Below are 20042 nucleotides of genomic sequence, written 5' to 3' on the forward strand. Positions count from 1 at the left end.
GCGCTCACCTTCACGTTCGGGCGCATCGTCAAGGATGCGCGCCAGGGGTATGCGCTGCTCGCGGTGATCGGCGTTTTCGTCATCGCCGCCATCGCCGTCGCCTATCATGCCGAGGCGCAAGGCAATCCGCTGCTGACGGCGCTCGGCGTCGATCCCGCGCAGGGCAACATGGAGGGGAAGGAACTTCGTTTCGGTATCCCGCTTTCGGTGCTGTTCAATATCATCACCACGGCGACCTCGTGCGGCGCGGTGAACGCGATGCTGGATAGCTATATGCCGCTCGGCGGCATGACGTCGATGTTCCTGATCCAGCTTGGCGAGATCGTGCCCGGTGGCGTCGGCTCCGGGCTTTACGGCCTGCTTATCTTCGCCCTCATCGCGGTGTTCGTCGCCGGGCTCATGGTTGGACGGACTCCGGAATATCTCGGCAAGAAGATTCAGGCGAAGGAGGTAAAACTCGCCATGCTTGCGGTGCTGATCCTGCCGGTCTCGATCCTCGGCTTCGCTGCCCTCTCGATGGTTTTGCCGTCGGCGCTCGCTTCCCTCGGCAATGCCGGGCCGCACGGGCTTTCCGAGATGCTTTATGCTTACACCTCGACGACCGGCAATAACGGCAGCGCCTTCGCCGGTCTCAGCGCCGATACACCCTGGCTCGACACCACGCTCGGCATCGCCATGCTGCTCGGTCGCTTCGCTTTTCTCGTCCCCGTCATGGCAATCGCGGGCTCGCTTGCGGCAAAGATCAAGGTGCCGGCCTCAACCGGCACATTTCCGACCCACGGGCCGCTTTTCGTCGGTCTGCTCTGCGGCGTCATCGTGATCATGGGTGGGTTGCAGTTCATGCCGGCGCTCTCGCTTGGCCCGCTGGCTGAGCATTTCGCCATGCTCGCCGGCAAGACATTCTAAGGAGAACGCTCATGGCATCGCATGCCAAATCCGCGAGCTCGGCGCTATTCGACGGCTCCCTTCTCTCTCGCGCCGCCGGAGATGCGTTCCGCAAACTCAATCCCGCGCAGCTGATCCGCAATCCGGTGATTTTCGTGACCGAGGTGATCTCGATCCTCGTTACCATACTTGGTCTCCGCAATATCGCGAGCGGCGCGCCTTGGGGCTTTGCTATCGCGATCGCTTTTTTCCTGTGGATGACAGTATTGTTCGCAACCTTTGCCGAGGCGGTTGCGGAAGGACGCGGGCGGGCGCGGGCCGAGAGTTTGCGGCGCGCGCGCACCGAAACGATATCGAAACGTCTCGTCAATCCCGCCGACCGCGCCATTTTCCAGCCGGTCGCGGCGAGCGAATTGGCCGTCGGCGACCATGTTTTGGTCGAAGCCGGTGATCTCATCCCGTCCGACGGCGACGTCGTTGAGGGGATGGCGAGCGTCAACGAAAGCGCCGTCACTGGCGAGTCCGCACCGGTGATCCGCGAATCCGGTGGCGATCGCAGCGCCGTCACCGGGGGCACGCAGATCGTCTCTGACTGGCTTGTCGTGCGCATCACCGCGGCCCCCGGCTCGACCTTTCTCGACCGCATGATCCGCCTCGTCGAAGGGGCGGAGCGGCGTAAGACGCCGAACGAGATCGCGCTCGACATTCTGCTCGCCGGCCTCACGCTGATCTTTCTCATCGCCGTCGTGACCCTGGTCGGTTTCGCGCGCTATTCCGGCACTGTGCTCGGCGTTCCGGTACTCGCGGCCCTCCTGGTCTGCCTGATCCCGACGACGATCGGCGGGTTGTTATCCGCAATTGGTATCGCCGGAATGGACCGGCTGGTGCGCTTTAACGTGCTTGCGACCTCGGGCCGCGCGGTGGAAGCGGCGGGCGATGTCGATACCCTGCTCCTCGATAAAACCGGCACCATCACGCTCGGCAACCGCATGGCGAGCGCCTTCATCCCGGCGCCTGGCGTCAGCGAGCGCGAGCTCGCGAATGCGATCGCGCTCGCGACCCTCGGTGACGAAACGCCGGAGGGACGTTCGATCCTCGCCTTCGCGCGCGACCGCTTTAGTATCACGCCCGAGCGGCCGGAGGGCGCGGTCGTGGTGCCGTTCACTGCCCAGACCCGGCTTTCCGGCCTCGACCATGATGGCCATGCCTTTCGTAAGGGCGCCGTCGATTCGGTGCTGGCCTGGCTCAAGAGGGATAAGGCGCCCGCGGAATTCACCGCCGCCATCGAACGCATCGCCCGCGCTGGTGGAACGCCGCTCGCGGTTGCACAAGATGGGCGGCTGATGGGGGCGATCGAACTCAAGGACATCGTCAAACCCGGTATCCGTGAGCGATTCGCTGAATTGCGCCGCATCGGCATCCGCACCGTCATGGTAACCGGCGACAACCGCATCACTGCCGCCGCGATAGCGACCGAAGCTGGCGTTGATGATTTCATTGCTGAAGCAACGCCGCAGGACAAGCTCGCCTATATCCGCAAAACCCAGGCAGATGGCCGCCTCGTCGGGATGGCTGGCGATGGCACCAATGATGCGCCGGCGCTCGCGCAAGCCGATGTCGGCGTTGCCATGCAGACCGGAACCCAGGCCGCGCGTGAGGCCGGCAACATGGTCGATCTCGACAGCGACCCGACCAAGCTGATCGAGATTGTCGAAATCGGCAAGCAATTGCTGATCACCCGCGGCTCGCTCACCACGTTTTCGATCGCCAACGACATCTCGAAATATTTCGCGATTCTGCCGGCGATTTTCATCACCGCCTATCCCGAGCTTGGCGCGCTCAACGTAATGCATCTCGCCTCGCCGCAATCGGCCATTCTCTCGGCGGTGATCTTCAATGCGCTGATCATCGTCGCCCTGGTGCCGCTGGCGCTGCGTGGTGTCAGCTTCCGCCCAATCGGCGCCTCGGCGCTGTTGCGCCGCAACCTCTTGATCTATGGCCTTGGCGGCATCGTCGCGCCGTTCATCGGCATCAAGCTGATCGACATGCTGCTCGCCCTCGCCGGGCTCGCCTGAAGGAGACCACGCATGATCCGCGAATTCCGTCCTGCGCTCATTCTCGTCGTGCTGCTCACCGTGCTCACCGGCCTTGCCGCGCCGCTCGCAATGACTGGCCTCCTCGGCCTTGCTTTTCCCTTCCAGGCGGGCGGCAGCCTCCTTGAGGATCACGGCAAGATCATCGGCTCGGCATTGATTGGGCAGAATTTCACCGCCCCGGGCTATTTCCATCCGCGCCCCTCGGCGACCACCGAGCCCGATCCCAAGGATGCGAGCAAAACCATCCCGGTGCCTTACGCCGCCGATAATTCCAACGCCTCCAACCTCGCGCCGACCGCGAAGGCGCTGATCGATCGCGTCAAGGGCGATCTCGCCGCGGCCGGCCCGGCGCCAGTGCCGGCGGACGCCGTCACCAGCTCGGCCTCCGGCCTCGATCCCGATATCTCACCAGAAAACGCGCGCCGCCAGATCGCCCGCGTCGCAGGTGCGCGCCATCTCCCCGAGGCGCGTATCGCCGACCTCGTTGCCGCCCATACCGAGAGACCTTTCCTCGGCTTCATCGGCGAGCCGAGGGTAAACGTGCTCGCGCTCAACCGCGCGCTCGATCAGGTGTCGGCGCCGTAATTTCCCGCTATACTGGGCCACATGCCGCGCCCGCCCGACGATGACCGCCGCCCCGATCCCGATGCCCTAGCGCTGGCCGCGACGCGTGAAGGCAAGGGACGGCTCAAGATCTTTCTTGGCATGGCCCCTGGAGTCGGCAAGACCTGGGAGATGCTGGCCGCAGCGCGGCGCAAGCGCGAGGACGGCGTTGACGTTGTCGCCGGGCTGATCGAAACCCACGGACGCCGCGAGACCATCGCGCAGATTAACGATCTCCCGGTGTTGCCGCGCCGAAAACTCACCTATCGCGGGCGCGAGATCGAGGAATTCGACCTCGATGGCGCGCTCGCCCGCCGCCCGCAATTGCTCCTGCTCGACGAACTCGCCCACACCAACGTCCCCGGCAGTCGCCATGCCAAACGCTGGGAAGACGCGATCGAGTTGCTGGACGCCGGGATCGATGTCTGGTCCACCCTCAACATCCAGCATCTCGAGAGCTTGAACGACGCCATTGCCCGCATCACCGGTGTGCGCGTCGCCGAGACCATCCCCGATCGCGTGCTCTCGCTCGCCGCCGACATCGAGGTGATCGATCTCCCGCCGGCGGAGCTGCGGGCGCGGCTTGTCGAGGGGAGGGTCTATCCGCCGGAGACGGCGCAACGGGCGCTCGGCGGGTTTTTCCGCGAAGGCAATCTCGCCGCCTTGCGCGAAATGGCGCTGCGGCGAGCGGCGGAGCATGTCGACGCCGATATCGCGAGCTATATGCGCGCCAAAGCGATCGCCGGGCCGTGGCCGGCGAGCGAGCGGGTGATGGCGTTGCTCGGTGGCGACACTGTCGATGCCGAGGCAGTGGTGCGGCACGCGGCGCGATTGGCGGCAGCGCTGCGGGCGCCGTGGCTTGCCGTGCACGTCGAACAGCCGGGCAAAATCGTCGATCTCAGCGCTGCGTTTTCGCTCGCGATCCAGCTCGGCGCCGAAACTGAAACGCTGACCGGCGGCGATATTTTTCGCCAGACACTCGCGGAAGCCGAGCGGCGCAATGTCACGCAAATCGTGCTCGGCCGCGGCCGCCCCGGATGGTGGCGGCGGCTTACCCGGCGCGGGCTCGCGGAGACGCTGGCGCGGCGGGCGGACGCCTTCGCCGTCCATATCACGCCGCGCCCGATCGGCACAGCGAAGTCCGCCCGCCGGCCGCGCCCGCCACTTGGCGTCTGGCCCTGGCTCGCCAGCGCGGCGCTGGTCGCGCTCGTCACCGTGATCGGCGAAGTGGTGCGCACCATCCCGGAAGAGGCGATGGGGATGCTGTTTCTCGCCGCTGTCGTCGTCGCGGCTAGCCTCCATGGCCTGCGCGTCGCCCTCTTTGCCGCCGTGCTCGGCTTTCTCTCGTGGAATTTTTTCTTCATCCCGCCGCTTTATATCCTCACCATCAGCGACACCAAGGACGTCATCGCGATCTTCGTCTTTCTCGGCGTCGCCGTGATCACCGGCGCGATGGCAAGCCGGGTGCGCAGTGAAGCGCGAACGGCACAGGCGCGGATCGAGAGTCTCCGCCGCATCGCCGGCTTCAGCCGCGCGCTCGGGGCGGCGCGAACCGAGCCCGAATTGCTCGCCGAACTCGCCAAGCAAGGCGCCGAGATCGCAACTATGGCGGCGGTGCTGATCAAGGTCGGGGATGATCTCGTCATCGGCGCGCAAGCCTCGGCAACGCCAGAGGCCGTGGTCGAACTCGATGAAGCGGCATTGGCGGCGGCCCGGTGGAGCACGGAAAAAGGCGAGCCGGCCGGCGCCGGCACCGCGACCATGCCGTCGGCCGCCTGGCGCTTCCTGCCGCTTGCAACGCCGCAAGGCACGCTCGGCGTGCTCGGCGTCAGCGCCCGTGCGCCGCTGACCGAGCCCGAACAACAGGCGCTCGATGCGCTGGCCGATCGCGCCGCGGTTACGCTAGAGCGTCTGCGCCTGGCCCGCGAGGCCGCGCAAAGCGCCGCGCAGTCCGAAACCCAGCGGCTGCGGACAGCGCTGCTTTCCTCACTCTCGCACGATCTCCGCACGCCGCTCACCGCCATCCGCGGCGCCGCCGAGACGCTGCGCACCGCTTGGGCGCAGCTCACGCCGGAGACCCGCGGCGATCTCCTGAGCAGCATCGAGCACGATACCGCCCGCATGCACCGTTTTCTCGCCAATATCACCGACATGACTCGCCTCGAGAGCGGCGAGATCGTGCCGCGTCTTGCGCCGACCGAACTTCCCGAAGTGGTCGAAGCGGCGATCGCGCGGCAAGAAAACGGGCTTTTGATCCTGGTCAATATTCCGCCCGACATCCCCCCGGTGCGCGCCGACCCGCTGTTGCTGGAGCAAGTTCTGGTCAATTTGCTCGACAACGCGCTGAAATATTCGCCGGCGAACGGCACTGTTTCGGTCACGGCGCGGCGCGAAGGGGCTGAGGTTGCGATCAGCGTCAGCGATGAAGGTATTGGTATTGCTGCCGAAGATTTGCCGCATGTGTTCGACAGTTTCTATCGCGCCGGGCGTGGCGATCGGGTGGCACCGGGCACCGGGCTCGGGCTCGGGCTCGCCATTGCCCGCGGCTTCACGATCGCCATGGGCGGGCGGATCGAGGCCGCAAGCCCGCGCCCCGATGCGCCGCCGCTCGGCTTTCCCGGCACCGTCATCACCCTCCACCTTCCGGCCGCCGCCCCATGAGCGGGACAGCATGAACAGCGGCGGTCGTATTCTGGTTATCGACGACGAGCCGCAAATCCATCGCTTCCTGCGCCCGGCGTTGGAAGCGGCGGGCTTCGCCGTGATCCCGGCGGAGACCGCAGCGGAAGGGCTGCGGCTGATCGCGGGCCAGGCACCTGATCTCGTGCTGCTCGATCTCGGACTGCCTGATCTCGACGGGCAAGAGGTGTTGCGGCGCCTGCGCGGCTTCAGCGACGTGCCGGTGATCGTGTTGTCGGCGCGCGAGCGCGAGGCCGAAAAGATCGCCGCCCTCGACAATGGCGCCGACGATTATGTCGAAAAACCCTTCGCGCTCGGCGAATTGCTGGCCCGCACCCGGGCGGCGCTGCGACGCGTGACGCACCTCGTAGAAACGACGGAGATCATCCGCGCCGGCGCGATCGAGATCGACCTCGCCCGCCACGAAGTGCGGCGCGACGGCACCGCGATCGCGCTCACGCCTCGGGAATTCGCCGTTCTTGCGCTCCTCGCCCGCCATCACGGCCGCGTCCTCACGCATCGCCAGATTCTGACGACGCTCTGGGGGCCGGCGCATGCCGAAGACATCGCCTATCTCCGGGTCTCGGTCTGGCAGTTGCGGCGGAAACTGGGCGACGGGGCGGAGCGGCTTCTGGTCAACGAGCCCGGCATCGGCTACCGCCTCCGCGATGATGAGGCGTAAGGCAGGCCGGGCGTTTGCTCCCCTCTCCGTCAGCCGCTATAAAACGCGTTATGTCCGCGTAGCTCAGCAGGATAGAGCACAGGATTCCTTGTTGTGAAACTGGGCGTCGCGCCGGGAAACCGCGTGGCGGATCCGCTCAAAGTCGGGGAACGCCCGGCGCGCTCGCGCCGAGCCGATCCCGAGCCAAGCCCCGCGCCGGCGGCGCGGGGAAGGTGTAGAGACTGGACGGGCGGCACCTAAAGGCTTTCTTGGCTCATGGTGAAGGGACAGTCCGGACCACGAACGCGGGCAGGCTTGCCCGCGGCGGCGTAAGCCGAAGTGGTGTGAATCCTGGGGCCGTGGGTTCGAATCCCGCCGCGGACAATCCCCACTTGCTTTGGTCCCACTTGCTCTAGCCGGTGTGGATGGGCCGGTCGGGAAAGCAGAGCTGTTCGCGATCGCGCCAGTTCGGGGCAACATAATTGATTTCCATCAGGCGGCGCACCCCGATGATTGGGCGCGGCTCAAACCCGTGCCAGGTATTTTCACCCGGGACGAAAATCACGCCGGAATTGAACTCGCCCGGGGACTGGGCAACCCAACGTTTTTCATGATCGTAAATGTCGGTACCCCATTCCTTCGCGTCCGGGCCAATGAAGAGATAGATCACCATCGAAAACAGTTTCTCCGGGATGTCATGGTGCGGCTCGAGCCAGGCGCCGTCGAGATCCTGGATATATTCGATGCGAAGAAAACTGCCGTCCACCGCGATCTCGCAGGTCTCTGCCATGAGGCGCGCGACCTCAGGCGTCTGCAATGCCTCGGCAAGGACGGCGCAGGTCGGAAACTTTTGCTGTAGCTCCGGGGTGATGAAGCTCCGCCGATCATTGTAGCTGTTGCGCGTGCCATCGGTGCGGCCAAGCGCGGGCGGCGCGATCGGTAGGGTCAGAATCCCGGTGCAGAGCTGCTCGGGGAAAATGTTTTTGAACAGCCAGTGGCGATAGGGAGATTCCTTGCGTTCTGCCGCGCCGATGCTCGCGCGGAAATGGCGGGAAATTTCCGCAGCCTCGGGAACCGTCGGATAGGTCATGGCGGATCTCCTCAGCGCGGCGCCCATTCGATGATTTTTTTGAGGACGGGCACGGATTTGGCCATCGCGCTGGCGCTGTGGCGCCAGTATTCGCGGCGCACATACCACTCCGAATCGACAAAGCATAATTGCAGGCTCATGCGCGGTCCTTTCTGCGGCAGAAAGCCATGCCAGGAATGATCGCACACGCGGAACATCAGCATGCGGCCGAATTCGGGGGCGAATTCGAAGGCGACATCCTCGCGATCGGCGCTGCGCAAGACACGCAACCGGCCACGTTCATAAGGCCAGGCACGGGTGAAGCCGAGCAACACAGTGACGATTTTATGTTTCGAATCGGGGTGCGCGTACCCTTCGTTGTAATGGCCCGTGGTGTTGCCCATCATGACGATGACCGGCGGCCGGCGGCTCAAATCCATATCGAATTTGTCCTCGACCAGGCGGCGAAAGCGCGGGCTCAGGAGATCCTCGACGACAGCGCCGAAGCGAGGTCCGTAGTGTAAGCTCGGCAAGCCGTAGCTGCCGCGATCAGGGATGACCGGCGCGTCGGCCAGGACATCGTCCTTGAGCGCTGCCGGCATCGCCTGCTCAACGAAGGCATAATCATAAGGTTCGCGCACCAGCTTTGCTGCGGCGATGGCCTTTTCATCGAGTATTTTGAGAGACGCGTCGACATCCAGCATGAATTTATTCTCCGCGATTGGCAGTTGTCGCGAGATGTGCCGGGTTTCTGCTCGCCCGCGTTGATCTAGATCAACGCGGCATACGTTCTCCGCGAGGAAAACGGCGCGACTTTGCGCCATGGCATGCGGCGCAGGCCAGATCGGAGGACATACGCGTGGCGGAGTTCGAATTTCCCCTTCTGCTGGCAAGCGAGGTCTTGTCCATGCTGCCGGCGCCAGCACTCACGCGAGCGGCGGCGCTGCTCTTGCGCCGGCTCGGGCACGAGCATCCTCGTCTTTTTCGCGCGCTCGCCGCTGAGCCGGCGATAGTGATCGGTATCATGCCGATCGATCTGCCGCATCGCTTCCTGCTCCGCTTCGGTGGTGGCGCGATGACCCTGACGGCGGTCGCGGCATTCCAAGAGACGCCGAGTGCTACCGTCAAAGGCCGGTTTGCGGCGCTGATCGCTCTGCTCGAAGGCCGACTGGACAGCGACGCCGCGTTCTTTTCACGCGAAATCACCGTCACCGGCAACACCGCGGCGATCGTCATCCTGCGCAACGCGCTCGAGCGCGACGCCGTCGATCTGTTCGCGACGACGAGCGCGCTCTTCGGGCCGCTGGCGCCAGTTGCGCGACGGGTCGCATTCAGTCTCGAGCGGCGCCTCACCGCCGCGCGCCGCCGCGCGGCCTTGCGGCACGAGGCGCTCCATGCGGCGCGGCGCGAACCCTCGCCGCTTGTTGCCCGCTGTGAGCGGCTGGAGCGCGATATGCAAAGCTTTCGCGGACGTCTGGTGCGGATCGAAGCAATGGCGCGCCGGCGCGGGCAAAGCGAGACGGCAGCATGATGCGCTATCTCGAACTGGTATGCCCGGCCGGCACGCCGGCGGCGCTCAAGGTTGCCGTCGATGCTGGTGCTGACAGCGTCTATTGCGGATTTCGAGACTGCACCAACGCGCGCAACTATCCGGGTTTGAATTTCGATCGCGACGAACTGCACGCCGGCGTTGCTTATGCGCATGCGCGCGGATGCCGGGTGTTCGTTGCCGTCAACACCTTTCCCCGCGCCGGCGATCTCGGCCCCTGGCAACGCGCAATCGACGCCGCCGCCGAGGCAGGCGCCGATGCCGTCATCCTCGCCGATCTCGGCATGCTGGATTACAGCGCGCGCCGGCATCCCTGTCTTCGCCGCCATCTTTCGGTACAAGCGGCGGCGGCAAGCCCGCTTGCGATCCGCTTTTACGCCGAGACCTTCGGTGTCAGCCGCGTCGTCCTGCCGCGCGTGCTCGCGGTCAGCGAGGTCGCGACGCTGATCGGTGAGACCGGCATCGAGGCGGAAGTGTTCGCCTTCGGCAGCCTTGGCACCATGGTCGAGGGCCGATGCTATCTTTCCTCCTACATGACCGGACGTTCGCCGAGCTGTGACGGTGTCTGCGCTCCGGCCGAGCATGTGAGCTATCGCGAAGAGGGCGATCAACTGGTCTCTTATCTTGGCGATGTCATGATAAATCGCGTCGATGCCGCCGAGGGGGCGGCGTATCCGACGCCGTGCAAGGGCCGCTTCCTGGTGCGCGGTGAGCCCCGCTATCTGTTCGAGGAGCCGACCGCGCTCAACGTCATGCCGCTGCTCGCGGAACTCAAAGCCGCGGGCGTCACGGCGCTGAAAATCGAAGGGCGGCAGCGGAGCCGCGCCTATGTTGGGGCGGTCGTCGCAGCGTTCCGCCGCCATCTCGACGCCCTCGCGGCCGGCGCGCCCCTGCCGGCGGATGCGGCGCTCCGTGAAATCGCCGAGGGCGGGCGTGAAACCCTGGCTGCCTATCAGAAAGGTTGGCGATGAGTGTCGTGACGAAGGATCACCTGACGCTGGGACCATTGCTGTATCACTGGCCGGCGGCGGCACGACGCGATTTCTATGCCCGCATTGCCGACGAAGCACCGATCGACTGCGTCTATCTCGGCGAAGTCGTGTGCAGCAAGCGTCTCGCGTGGTATGAAAAAGATCTGCCGGAGATCGCGGCACGGTTGCGCCGTGCCGGCAAGCAGGTGGTGATGTCGACGCCGGCGCTGATCACCGAGCGGCGCGAGGCGCGAGCGATCGCGGCCTATGCGACGTCGGTCGCGGCGGAAGATCTCATCGAGATCAACGACCTCGGCGCACTGGCGCTACTGGCCGGGCGGACATTCGTCTCCGGCCCGCTGATCAACGTTTTCAATGAAGCGACGCGCGACGTTCTCGTCCACCGCGGGGCGATTCGCGTCGCGCTGCCGATTGAGCTCTCTAAGGCGGCGATCGCGACCCTCGCGGCCGGCAATCCGAGCGGCCAGACTGAAATTTTTGTCTTCGGTCGCCAGCCACTGGCGATTTCACAGCGCTGCTATCATGCACGCGCCCATGATTTACACAAAGATGACTGCCAGTTTGTCTGTGAGCGTGATCAGGATGGCCTCGCGGCGGCGGAACTCGATGGCCGGCCCGTGCTTGCAATCAATGGCACCCAGACCCTCTCGCATGGCTATTTCGTTCTGCTTGACGAACTCGACGCCTTGCGCAACGCCGGCGTCAGCCATTTCCGCCTGTCGCCGCACACGCTCGACATGGTCGCGGTCGCGGAACTCTATCGCGCCGTTCTCGATCGCGCGATCGACCCCAAGGAAGCTTTAGCGCGGCTGCGCGAGCGGATCGCGCCGGTCCCGCTCATCAACGGCTATCTCCATGGCCGCCCCGGCATGGCATGGCAGCCGCCGCAGCCGTGATTGCGCCTAGCGCGAGCGTCTGGTGATCACGAAATCCCGCCTTCCGACAATAGGAGAGTCCGGTTCATGCTTTGCACCAATAAGACGATCAGCAAATCTTTCTTTGGGTCATCGCGCGGCGGCGAGCATTTCATCGTCATCGAGCCGGACGCCGATCTTGATTTGGCCGGACAGATCGAGGATCTCGAACGGCGCTATGCGGCGGAGCGGCGCGCGCTCGGCCTCGCGCCGGGAAGTGCGGTGTTCCGGCGGGTTTTTCTCAGTGACGCGATTAATCAAGCGAAACGGGTAAGCGAGAGCGGGCTTGCCATGGATGAGGATGGCTCGCCGGTTGCGCTTTCGCTGATCCAGCAGCCGCTGCTATCGCGAGCCAAAATCGCGCTTCTTGCCTATCATGTCGATGACCCACGTGGATTGCGCAAGAAGTGCCTCACGCCGCGGCATGTTTTGATCGAGCGGGATTCTCTCGCTCATCTCTGGACCACCGGGCTCTGTTGCGGGGCCGAGGACGCACCGATTGCCGTCGCCCGCCAGACCCGAAACGTGTTCGATTCGCTGATCGCCGTCGTCGCCGGGCTTGGCGGCACGCTGCGCGACAATTGCGTGCGCACTTGGATCTATGTCAAAGATGTCGATATCTTCTACAATGATATGGTCGCGAGCCGGCGTGACCTATTCACCGAACAGGATCTCACGGCAAAAACTCATTTCATCGCGTCGACCGGTATCGAGGGAGCGTGCGCACATCGTTACGATATCGTGGCGATGGACGCCTATTCGATTCTCGGCCTCGCGCCCGGGCAGATCTCCTATCTCAATGATTTCGACTATCTCTGCCCGACCCAGGATTACAACGTCACCTTCGAGCGCGGCACGCGTATCGCCTATGCCGACCGCGCCCATTTGATGATTTCTGGAACTGCGAGCATCGATGGCGCCGGCCGGGTGGTGCATCCCGGCGATGTCCTGCGCCAACTCGACCGGGCGCTGGAGAATGTCGCGGCGCTACTGCGCGCCGGCAACGCCACGCTCAACGCGCTCATGCATCTCATCGTTTATCTTCGCGATCCCGCCGATTACTGGCGGATCAGGACGGCGCTGGCCGAGCGCCTGCCGGACGTGCCGGCAGTGTTCGTCCAGGGGCGCGTCTGCCGGCCGGACTGGCTGGTCGAAGTCGAAGGCATCGCGATCGTCGGGCAGGAGGCGCCGGCGCTGCCGGCGTTCTGATCGCCGCTCGGTGCTATCCGTGCGTGGCGCGGCGATTGAGGAGCGCCGCCGCGTCCGCGATCGAAAGCAGACGGTGATCGGCTTGCAGGCCGACGCGGTCGGTGCTGGCATCGAAGGCCAGATCATAGAGGCCGCGCCCGTCCGCCCGCCGGCCGACGCCGGTTAGCGTCACCGGCGCCGGGCCGACATGGGCGCAGCCTTTGGCGCATCCTGAGACATGGATCGGCCGCACCACGCCGTCATCGAGCAGCGCCGCCAGCGCCGCTGCGTCGGCGCGGCTCGGGGCATCGCCGCCAGCGCAATCCGGCGCGCCGATGCAGGCGATCAGCCCAAGGCTCGGCGCTGTCGCATCGGTGATGAACCCGGCGGCCTGCGCCGCTTGCGCCAAAGCCGCGGCCCGCGCCATCGACACCGAGCCGATCAGCGCGGCGCGGCCCGGCGCGAGACGGAGCAAGCCATCGCCGAACGCTTCGCTGAGATCAGCGAGGGCGGCAAGCATCGGCGCCCGCATCGCGCCGAACGGCGGCACGAGGGCGAAGGCGCCGCGCGTCTGCTGAGGATAGGGGAGGAACCCGGCGGGTGGTGGTGGTGGCGGCGGCGCTGGCGGGCGGGCCTCGAACGTGAGCGCTGCCGCCAGCGCCAAGGCGATGGCAGGCGCCTCCTCGGCGCGGCAGGTGCAGCGGGTGCCGTCGAGGGCCGCGATGTCGACGCCATCCTCGCGCAGCGTGATCCGGATATCGGCGCGGAAGCCGGCAAGCGACAGAACGCCGCCGCCATCGATGACGGCCGAGAATTTCTGTGAAAGACCGGCACAAGCCGGATCGGCGAGGTGTCGGCCAAGGGCGCCGGCGAGCGCCAACGGATCGCCGGCAATCGTCGGATCGTCACCGGCTAGCGGCGAGACCAGGATGTTGCGCCGCTGCTCCAGCGCGGGATCGTCGCTCGCCAGTCCCGCCGCCCGCATCGCGGCGGCGAGATCGGCGAAAGCGGCCTCTCGGATGCCGCGGAGCTGCAAGCTGGCGCGCGTCGTGATTTCGATCGCACCATTGCCCCAGCGCGCCGCCATCCCAGCCAGCTGCCGCGCGCTCGCGGCGGTGAGACGCTGCGCGGGCGGCTTGATGCGAACTAGCCAGCCATCGCCCGCCCGCATCGGCGAAAACACATCTGGATTCCACCCGCGCCGTCTCATACGCGCGCTATAGCCCCAAAGCCGCGCTTTCCCAAAGCCGCGCGCCGAAGTGGCCGCCCGATCACCCGCTGCCAGGGGTTGGGAGCGGCGGCACCGAGATCGCGTAAGGGGACGAAAACGGCGGCGCCGCGGCGCCAGCCGGCGCGTCGCCTGCGAGGGCGGCGGCAGGTTGGCCGAGATCGTGCGTTGCGACGATTTCCTGCCACAGGAGGAAAACGCTCCGCCCGGTCTCCTCGGCGACGAGACAATGGCCAGCCCCATCCAATACGGTCAGTGCCGTGTCTGCCACGCCGCGCACCCGCTCGCAAGCAGCGTCGATCGCCCGCAAGCACGCGGCGAGCTGATCGAACGCGCGCAAATGCGCGTGCTGCATCATCTGATCGAGCCGCAAGACGCGCAGCCCCTCGGCGGAAACCGCGATCGGTTCACGGCCAAGTTCGAAAAACACCGATACAACCGGGAGCATCCCTTGGATGAGAGAGAGGATGGCGCGCGCCTCATCGAGGTCGCACGCCACCAATCGGCGGGTTTCGGCATCATGCGCGGCAGCGGCGCCGCCGTAACGGGCGCCGGTATGGGGGGACTCCGCGGCAACGCCAGCGGCGAACGTCGCTGCGATTTCCGCCTCGAGCCAGCGACGGATCTCAGGTGGCGCCGCGCGAATCTGCTCGGGGAGCAGGGTGATGCCGATCATGTTTCGTCTCTCCTCAGCCGGCCGCCTTGACTTCGATCTTCTTTGGGGCTGCCAGGGCTGTTTTCGGCATGGTCACGGTGAGAACGCCGTTGGCGAATTCGGCGGAGATCTTCTCGCGATCGACGCTTTCGGGCAACAGGAACGAGCGCTGGAAGGCGCCATAGCTGCGCTCGGTGAGATGAAAATTCTCGTCTTTTTCCTCGCGTTCCTGGCGCTTCTCGCCCTTGATCGAAAGCGTATCGCCGGTCAGCGAAAGCTCGACATCCTTCTCCGTCATCCCCGGCAGCTCGGCGCTGAGCGTGAACGCGGTTTCGTTCTCGGTGATATCGACGGCAGGGGATGGGAGCGTGAACGGCGACTCGAAGCGCGCCCCGGCAAAGGGCGCAAGGCCGAAGCCGTTGGCAAAGCGGTCGAACATCCGCTCGATTTCCGAACGGAAGGGCCGCCAGACATCAACCGTCGTGCCTGGCGCGGCGGCGGTCTGCTTTACGGGAACCGATGTCTTTGCCATAGCTCATCTCCTTCAGGGTTAGTGTTAACGGAGTAAAACGAGTTTCGCGCGGCGGGCGCTGGTGCCAAGCGTCGGCAGATCAGCCGCCGCCAACCGCGCCTGGCCCGTCACGGTGATTCCCGGGGTGCATCCATTGGGCGAGATGCGGCGCGAGCGCCTCGTCGGGAACCTTGATCAGATCTTTGAGCAGCATGCCGACAACCCGCCGGCGGGCGGCCTCGCCGAGATGCTCGCGGATCGTCGCCATCACATGCGCCGGCGCGACGAGGAGGAGATCATCGAAGCCACCCGCCGCTTCGAGGTGGGTGATTTGCTCGGCGAGCGAAGCGGCGAAACGCTCCTTGGCCATCTCGTGCAGGTCATGGCGCGGCGTCTCGGCGTGGTGGGCGGAGGCGCCGCTGTGGAACGAGGCGCCGGGGCGGTCACTGGTCAGTTCCGCGGCGCTTCGGTGCGCGAGGGTCGAATCGAGCGCACTCTCACTGCGGAGCGCCTGATCTGCCGCCGGGCGCACCAAGCGCGCATGCTCTCCATCGGCGATAAGGATGAGAAGACGGCGCTGGGACATCGCGGCACCTCGCCCTGAATGATCCAACCGTGCGTGCCGCGAACTCTGCGCCACGGGCACTCACGTTTCATTGATTTGAGTCAAATCACTCGGCGAAGCGGCGCTGAGCTTGCACGCTTGCGTCGCGTGGAGGTCCGGGCCGGAATCGAACCGGCATACGCGGATTTGCAGTCCGCTGCATCACCACTCTGCCACCGGACCCTGTGGGCGGCCGCTCTTTGGGCGGGAGCTATATCGGGCGCCAGGGCGGCGGTGGTCAAGTCCGCGCGTTGGACGGGTTACCCGGGAGGCTTGGCGAGCGGCGCGGGCGGCTTTAGAAGAGCCGGGACATGCTGCCGCCGCACCGCGCGTGTCCTTGAGGATCGGAATTTTGCCTATGGATGTTGCCGCCGCTGATTTTTCCGTCTCCCGTGCCGTCATGGTCGATGGGCTGCTCCGTCCCAATAAGGTCACGGATCCGCGTCTCCTCAAAGTCGCGCGCGAGCTGCCGCGCGAGCGTTTCCTGCCGGAGGACCGGCGCGAACTCGCCTATCTCGATGCCGACGTGTCACTCGGCGGCGGGCGGGTTCTGCCGCAGCCTTTGATCACCGTCCGGCTGATCCAGCTCGCCTCCCCGCAAGCGGGGGAGAAGGCGCTGGTGATCGGCGCCGGCACCGGCTATGGCGCGGCGCTTCTCGCCGCCTGTGGCGCCCATGTCACCGCCTTAGAGGAAGACCCAGCGCTCATCGCTATCGCCCGCCCGGCTCTCGCCACCTACGCTCCCGCCGTTCGCCTGGTCACCGGCCCGCTCACCGCCGGCTATGCGAACGGCGCGCCCTGGGATGTTATCCTGATCGACGGCGCCATCGCTACCCTGCCGCCGGCGATCGGCGAGCAATTGAAGCGGGAAACCGGCCGGTTGGTCGCTGTGATGCAGCCGCCAGGGCCGCAGGCGATGACCCATGTCGGCCACGCTGTGCTCGCCGAGCGCAGTGCCGCGGGCCTTGCGATGCGTCCGGCCTTCGATGCGGCGACCGCGGTTCTGCCCGGCTTCACCCTTACCCCCGCCTTTGTTTTCTGAGCCACCCTGAATTCAGCCCCGGGCAAACTTCTATTCCCGGCTGGTTCTGACGGCGTGCCGCTCTATCTGGACTTGGTTAACAAGTAGGCTGGCGGCGCGAGCGCGCGTGTGTGGGAAATATCGGCGCTTCCAAGAACGGCGCAGGATCTTAGCAACCGGCGCGGACGTAACGACTGGGGCTGGGCTGGGTTCAGTGGCACTGCTGGCCGAAGCAAACTACTATGCCGCCCTTGAGGCTATGCCCGCAGCAACATAGAGACTCAAACCATCCAGCCTCCGGAAAACCGAGGCCGGTTCGGTGATCTTCCTTAGAGTCTGACTCGGATCGCTTCCGGAATTCTAACGCTTTGATTCATTTTGGCTATCTGCGTTCATGGCGCGTCAGGCGGCGGCGAGGCGGCGAGACATCAGCTTGACGCTGGCGATGTAGAGCCAAGTCACTGCGCTTTCGATGGTCGCTTCGACATCCTTTGCCAAGCGGCGGTTGCGGTTCAGCCAGGCGAAGGTGCGTTCGACCACCCAGCGGCGTGGCAACAGAACAAAGCCACGGGCCGCGTTGGACCGTTTGACGATCTCGATGGTCCAGTTTCCGCTTCGAGTTCGTCCATCCGGCCGATGGTCAGCCGGACAACCTGGCGGACCTTGCCATCGACCCGCTTGTTCTCGACGATCTGCAGGTAGCGACGGCCACCTGATGGTTTGATGCGGAAGAACATGACCTCGACTCCGGACACCACGCTACGGAGCCAACCCAAGTATAATCAAAACACAATCGCGCGATACGTGGCACTACGTTTTTGAAAAATCCCCAAACAGCTCAGAAAAAACCATTATCTTTCAATCTCATATCGCGCCAGCCTCGTATCGTTCCCGGTTCTACTGTTGAAGTCGGGTTTGACGATGCCGAACTGGGCAGCCATCTGGCGCGCGGCCGACAGGCTGGGCTGGCCGTTCGGGCCGTTCGCCGCGGTGTTGCTTTTGACCCTGCAGCGGCGTGATGAGGCGGCCTCGATGCGCGGGACCGAGATATCGCCCGATGGCGCGACCTGGACCATTCCCGCCGGCAGAATGAAGCGCGGATAGGCGCACGTGGTGCGGATGTTTCGTGCGGGTGGTGTGCTCCTGAAAGGTTCTCGGGATCATCTCAGGCGAACATCTCGTCTAGGCGGACTTTTCAAACCCTAACCGGCGCGCACCCCGAGCCGGCCGGCGAGATCTTGGATAAACTGCCAGGCGACGCGCCCGCTCCGCCCGCCACGCGTCACCGACCATTCCACCGCCTCGGCCCGCAGCGCTTCCGGCGTGATCGGGAGTGCAAGCGCCTTCGCATACCCCTCGATCATCGCAAAGAATGTGTCCTGATCACAATTGTGAAAACCGATCCAAAGCCCGAAGCGATCAGAGAGCGAAACTTTCTCTTCCGTCGCTTCCGAGGGGTTAATCGCGGTCGAGCGCTCGTTCTCGATCATGTCGCGCGGCATCAGGTGGCGGCGGTTGGAGGTGGCATAGAACAGCACATTCTCCGGCCTGCCTTCGATCCCGCCATCGAGCACCGATTTCAGCGCCTTATAGTCCGCGTCCTCGCGCTCGAAGGAAAGATCATCGCAGAAAATCAAAATCCGCCGGCTTTGGCCGCGAAGGCCGCGCAGGAGATCGGGCAATGTCGCGATATCCTCGCGATGGATTTCGATCAAAACGAGGCTTCCGGCGGCGCGCGCGTTGGCCTCGGCGTGGGCGGCTTTCACCAGCGAGGATTTGCCCATCCCGCGCGCCCCCCACAGCATCGCGTTATTGGCGGGAAAGCCGGCGGCGAAGCGGAGCGTATTGTCCAAAAGCAGGGTTTTCTGGCGGTCGATCCCCTGCAGGAGACCGATTGCAACGCGCGAGACGGTAGCGACCGGGTGCAGGTGCTTGCGCTCCGGCTGCCAGACAAAGGCATCCGCTGCCGTGAGATCGAGGGCCGCAGGGCGCGGCGGGGCGAGGCGCTCGAGCGCGTCGGCGATGCGAAGAGCGGCTTCGGTGAGGCGCGGGTCCATGCTCGATCCTGTCCTGCGAAGAAAACTTGACGCGAAGGGCCGGCAAACTATGGTCCGCGGCGAGCTTCGGCAACCCGGAAAGACATTTTCATGTTCCCCTCCCTGATTTCTCCCGCCTACGCCCAGAGCGCCAATGCCCTAATGGCGAACGCGACCCAGTTCGCCCCCCTCGTACTGATCTTCGGGGTGTTCTATTTCCTCCTCATCCGCCCGCAGCAACAGCGCCAGAAGGAGCTGAAACGCGCCCTTGCGGCGCTCAAGCGCGGCGACCGGGTGGTGACGGCCGGCGGCATCGTCGCGACGGTGCAGAAACTGCGCGAGGGTTCGAACGAGGTCGAGGTGGAAATCGCGCCCAATGTCCGCGTCCTGGTGCTGCGCGAGACCATCAGCACGGTTTTGCAGCAAACCGCCGCCAATGATGCGAAACCGCCGGCCAAAGTGGCCGGCGGCTGACAGAAAAAACGGTTCTTTTTTGTAAAAAAGAACCAAAAAACTTTTCCCCGTTGGGCAGTGCCTGCGGCACTGCCCGCTCCGAGGAAGTTGTCGCTCCGAGAAAACGGGAAGAAAGTCTTTTTGCTTCTTTTTCTTCAGAAAAAGAAGGGCCTTTTTTTAACTTACGCGCTCGCGAGCTTGCTTTCGGCGAACTCGTAATTGGCGAGTTTGTCGAGCCAGTTCTGGACGTAGTCCGGGCGGCGGTTGCGGAAATCGAGATAGTAACTGTGCTCCCAGACGTCACAGCCAAGCAACGCCCGACCCTCGCCGGTCGCGAGCGGGTTGGAACCGTTCGGGGTCTTGGTGACCTTCAACTTGCCGTCAGAGGCGAGCACCAGCCACGCCCAGCCGGAGCCGAACTGCCCGGTCGCGGCGGTCTTGAAGGCGTCCTTGAATTGCGCGACGCTGCCGAAATCTTCGATTAGCTTTTTCTCGAGCTTGCCCGGGATACGCCCGCCATGGGTCGGGCTCATCGCCGGCCAGAACAGCATGTGGTTCCAATGCTGGCCGGCATTGTTAAACACCGGCGCGAGATCGGGCTTACCGTGGGAGAAGGTCACGATCTCTTCCAGGCTCTTGCCCTTGAGCGCGTCGTTCTTCTCGACGAAGCCATTCAGCGCCGTGACATAGGCTTGGTGATGCTTGCCGTGATGCAGCTCCAGCGTCTCCTGGCACATGCCATGCGCGGCCAGCGCACCGGCGGCATAGGGAAGCGGGGGAAGTTCGAAGGCCATGATGTGTCTCCATGTTGGGGGCGGACAAGGCCGCCGCGCGGGTTGCGGCGACGGGCGGAGGTTTTTGCGCGGCGACGTTAGGTATGAGCCAGAAAGCCGTGCCG

General features: G+C 64.9%; 20 protein-coding genes, 1 tRNA gene and 1 pseudogene. 11 read left to right on the forward strand and 11 right to left on the reverse strand.

Going from position 1 to position 20042, the window contains the following annotated elements; genetic code table 11:
- From kdpA to ACP5M5_RS10665, 5 genes are all read left to right on the forward strand, one after another.
- Positions 1–906, forward strand: a 906-nt coding sequence (gene kdpA / locus ACP5M5_RS10645; protein WP_427937232.1) for a potassium-transporting ATPase subunit KdpA, incomplete at its 5' end; no start/stop codon positions are given.
- An 11-nt stretch (positions 907–917) separates the two neighbouring features.
- Entirely contained in the window at positions 918–2960 is a 2043-nt protein-coding gene (gene kdpB, locus ACP5M5_RS10650) for a potassium-transporting ATPase subunit KdpB (RefSeq protein WP_427937234.1), read from the forward strand.
- Positions 2961–2972: 12 nt separating this feature from the next.
- Entirely contained in the window at positions 2973–3566 is a 594-nt protein-coding gene (kdpC, locus tag ACP5M5_RS10655; RefSeq protein WP_427937236.1) for a potassium-transporting ATPase subunit KdpC, read from the forward strand.
- A 21-nt stretch (positions 3567–3587) separates the two neighbouring features.
- A complete protein-coding gene (locus ACP5M5_RS10660; RefSeq protein ID WP_427937238.1) occupies positions 3588–6245 on the forward strand; it encodes a DUF4118 domain-containing protein in 2658 nt (885 codons plus the stop codon).
- 10 nt (positions 6246–6255) lie between these two features.
- Complete coding sequence (locus ACP5M5_RS10665; protein ID WP_427937240.1) at positions 6256–6945, forward strand: response regulator; 690 nt, start codon at positions 6256–6258, stop codon at positions 6943–6945.
- A 391-nt stretch (positions 6946–7336) separates the two neighbouring features.
- Here the strand turns inward: ACP5M5_RS10665 and ACP5M5_RS10670 are convergent, their stop codons facing one another.
- Positions 7337–8014, reverse strand: a complete 678-nt coding sequence (locus ACP5M5_RS10670) for a 2OG-Fe(II) oxygenase (protein ID WP_114913804.1) — start codon at positions 8012–8014, stop codon at positions 7337–7339.
- 11 nt (positions 8015–8025) lie between these two features.
- On the reverse strand, positions 8026–8697 hold the full coding sequence (locus ACP5M5_RS10675) for a 2OG-Fe(II) oxygenase (RefSeq protein ID WP_427937242.1): 672 nt from the start codon (positions 8695–8697) through the stop codon (positions 8026–8028).
- 155 nt (positions 8698–8852) lie between these two features.
- On the opposite strand from ACP5M5_RS10675, the gene ACP5M5_RS10680 reads away from it, so the two are divergent.
- The 4 genes from ACP5M5_RS10680 (at position 8853) to ACP5M5_RS10695 (ending at position 12657) form a co-directional block, all read left to right on the forward strand.
- Positions 8853–9524: an SCP2 domain-containing protein gene (locus ACP5M5_RS10680; protein ID WP_427937244.1), complete on the forward strand. Its 672-nt coding sequence runs from the start codon at positions 8853–8855 to the stop codon at positions 9522–9524.
- Positions 9521–10513, forward strand: coding sequence for a ubiquinone anaerobic biosynthesis protein UbiU (gene ubiU / locus ACP5M5_RS10685; RefSeq protein ID WP_427937246.1), 993 nt, complete (start codon positions 9521–9523; stop codon positions 10511–10513). Before ACP5M5_RS10680 ends, ubiU begins: the two co-directional genes overlap by 4 nt.
- Complete coding sequence (gene ubiV / locus ACP5M5_RS10690) at positions 10510–11430, forward strand: ubiquinone anaerobic biosynthesis protein UbiV (RefSeq protein ID WP_427937248.1); 921 nt, start codon at positions 10510–10512, stop codon at positions 11428–11430. Before ubiU ends, ubiV begins: the two co-directional genes overlap by 4 nt.
- A gap of 66 nt (positions 11431–11496) precedes the next feature.
- Positions 11497–12657: a Rid family hydrolase gene (locus ACP5M5_RS10695; RefSeq protein WP_427937249.1), complete on the forward strand. Its 1161-nt coding sequence runs from the start codon at positions 11497–11499 to the stop codon at positions 12655–12657.
- A gap of 13 nt (positions 12658–12670) precedes the next feature.
- Here the strand turns inward: ACP5M5_RS10695 and ACP5M5_RS10700 are convergent, their stop codons facing one another.
- The 5 genes from ACP5M5_RS10700 to ACP5M5_RS10720 form a co-directional block, all read right to left on the reverse strand.
- The gene (locus ACP5M5_RS10700; RefSeq protein ID WP_427937251.1) at positions 12671–13819 is read right to left on the reverse strand and encodes a hypothetical protein; all 1149 of its coding nucleotides are present in this window, start codon (positions 13817–13819) and stop codon (positions 12671–12673) included.
- Between the two features lie 88 nt (positions 13820–13907).
- Complete coding sequence (locus ACP5M5_RS10705; RefSeq protein ID WP_427937253.1) at positions 13908–14540, reverse strand: hypothetical protein; 633 nt, start codon at positions 14538–14540, stop codon at positions 13908–13910.
- 13 nt (positions 14541–14553) lie between these two features.
- Positions 14554–15051 (reverse strand): Hsp20/alpha crystallin family protein, encoded by a 498-nt coding sequence (locus tag ACP5M5_RS10710; protein WP_427937255.1) that lies wholly within the window; start codon positions 15049–15051, stop codon positions 14554–14556.
- Positions 15052–15130: 79 nt separating this feature from the next.
- Positions 15131–15616: a host attachment protein gene (locus tag ACP5M5_RS10715; RefSeq protein ID WP_427937257.1), complete on the reverse strand. Its 486-nt coding sequence runs from the start codon at positions 15614–15616 to the stop codon at positions 15131–15133.
- A gap of 127 nt (positions 15617–15743) precedes the next feature.
- A tRNA-Cys gene (locus ACP5M5_RS10720) sits at positions 15744–15817 on the reverse strand.
- 175 nt (positions 15818–15992) lie between these two features.
- Here ACP5M5_RS10720 and ACP5M5_RS10725 point away from each other — a divergent pair.
- Entirely contained in the window at positions 15993–16676 is a 684-nt protein-coding gene (locus ACP5M5_RS10725; protein WP_427937259.1) for a protein-L-isoaspartate O-methyltransferase family protein, read from the forward strand.
- A gap of 381 nt (positions 16677–17057) precedes the next feature.
- On the opposite strand, the pseudogene ACP5M5_RS10730 reads toward ACP5M5_RS10725, so the two are convergent.
- The 3 genes and pseudogenes from ACP5M5_RS10730 to ACP5M5_RS10740 form a co-directional block, all read right to left on the reverse strand.
- Positions 17058–17267 (reverse strand): annotated as a pseudogene (locus ACP5M5_RS10730) (transposase); the annotation flags it as partial.
- A 239-nt stretch (positions 17268–17506) separates the two neighbouring features.
- Complete coding sequence (locus ACP5M5_RS10735) at positions 17507–17731, reverse strand: hypothetical protein (RefSeq protein ID WP_427937261.1); 225 nt, start codon at positions 17729–17731, stop codon at positions 17507–17509.
- A 126-nt stretch (positions 17732–17857) separates the two neighbouring features.
- Positions 17858–18712 carry an ATP-binding protein gene (locus ACP5M5_RS10740; RefSeq protein WP_427937262.1) on the reverse strand — a complete coding sequence of 285 codons (855 nt, stop codon included), beginning with the start codon at positions 18710–18712 and terminating at the stop codon, positions 17858–17860.
- A gap of 90 nt (positions 18713–18802) precedes the next feature.
- On the opposite strand from ACP5M5_RS10740, the gene yajC reads away from it, so the two are divergent.
- Positions 18803–19165, forward strand: a complete 363-nt coding sequence (yajC, locus tag ACP5M5_RS10745; protein WP_114912386.1) for a preprotein translocase subunit YajC — start codon at positions 18803–18805, stop codon at positions 19163–19165.
- A gap of 161 nt (positions 19166–19326) precedes the next feature.
- On the opposite strand, the gene ACP5M5_RS10750 is transcribed toward yajC, so the two are convergent.
- Positions 19327–19938: a superoxide dismutase gene (locus ACP5M5_RS10750; RefSeq protein ID WP_427937265.1), complete on the reverse strand. Its 612-nt coding sequence runs from the start codon at positions 19936–19938 to the stop codon at positions 19327–19329.
- Positions 19939–20042: the final 104 nt, after the last annotated feature.

The organism is Acidibrevibacterium sp. (genome assembly GCF_049965395.1).
Lineage (GTDB): Bacteria > Pseudomonadota > Alphaproteobacteria > Acetobacterales > Acetobacteraceae > Acidibrevibacterium > Acidibrevibacterium fodinaquatile.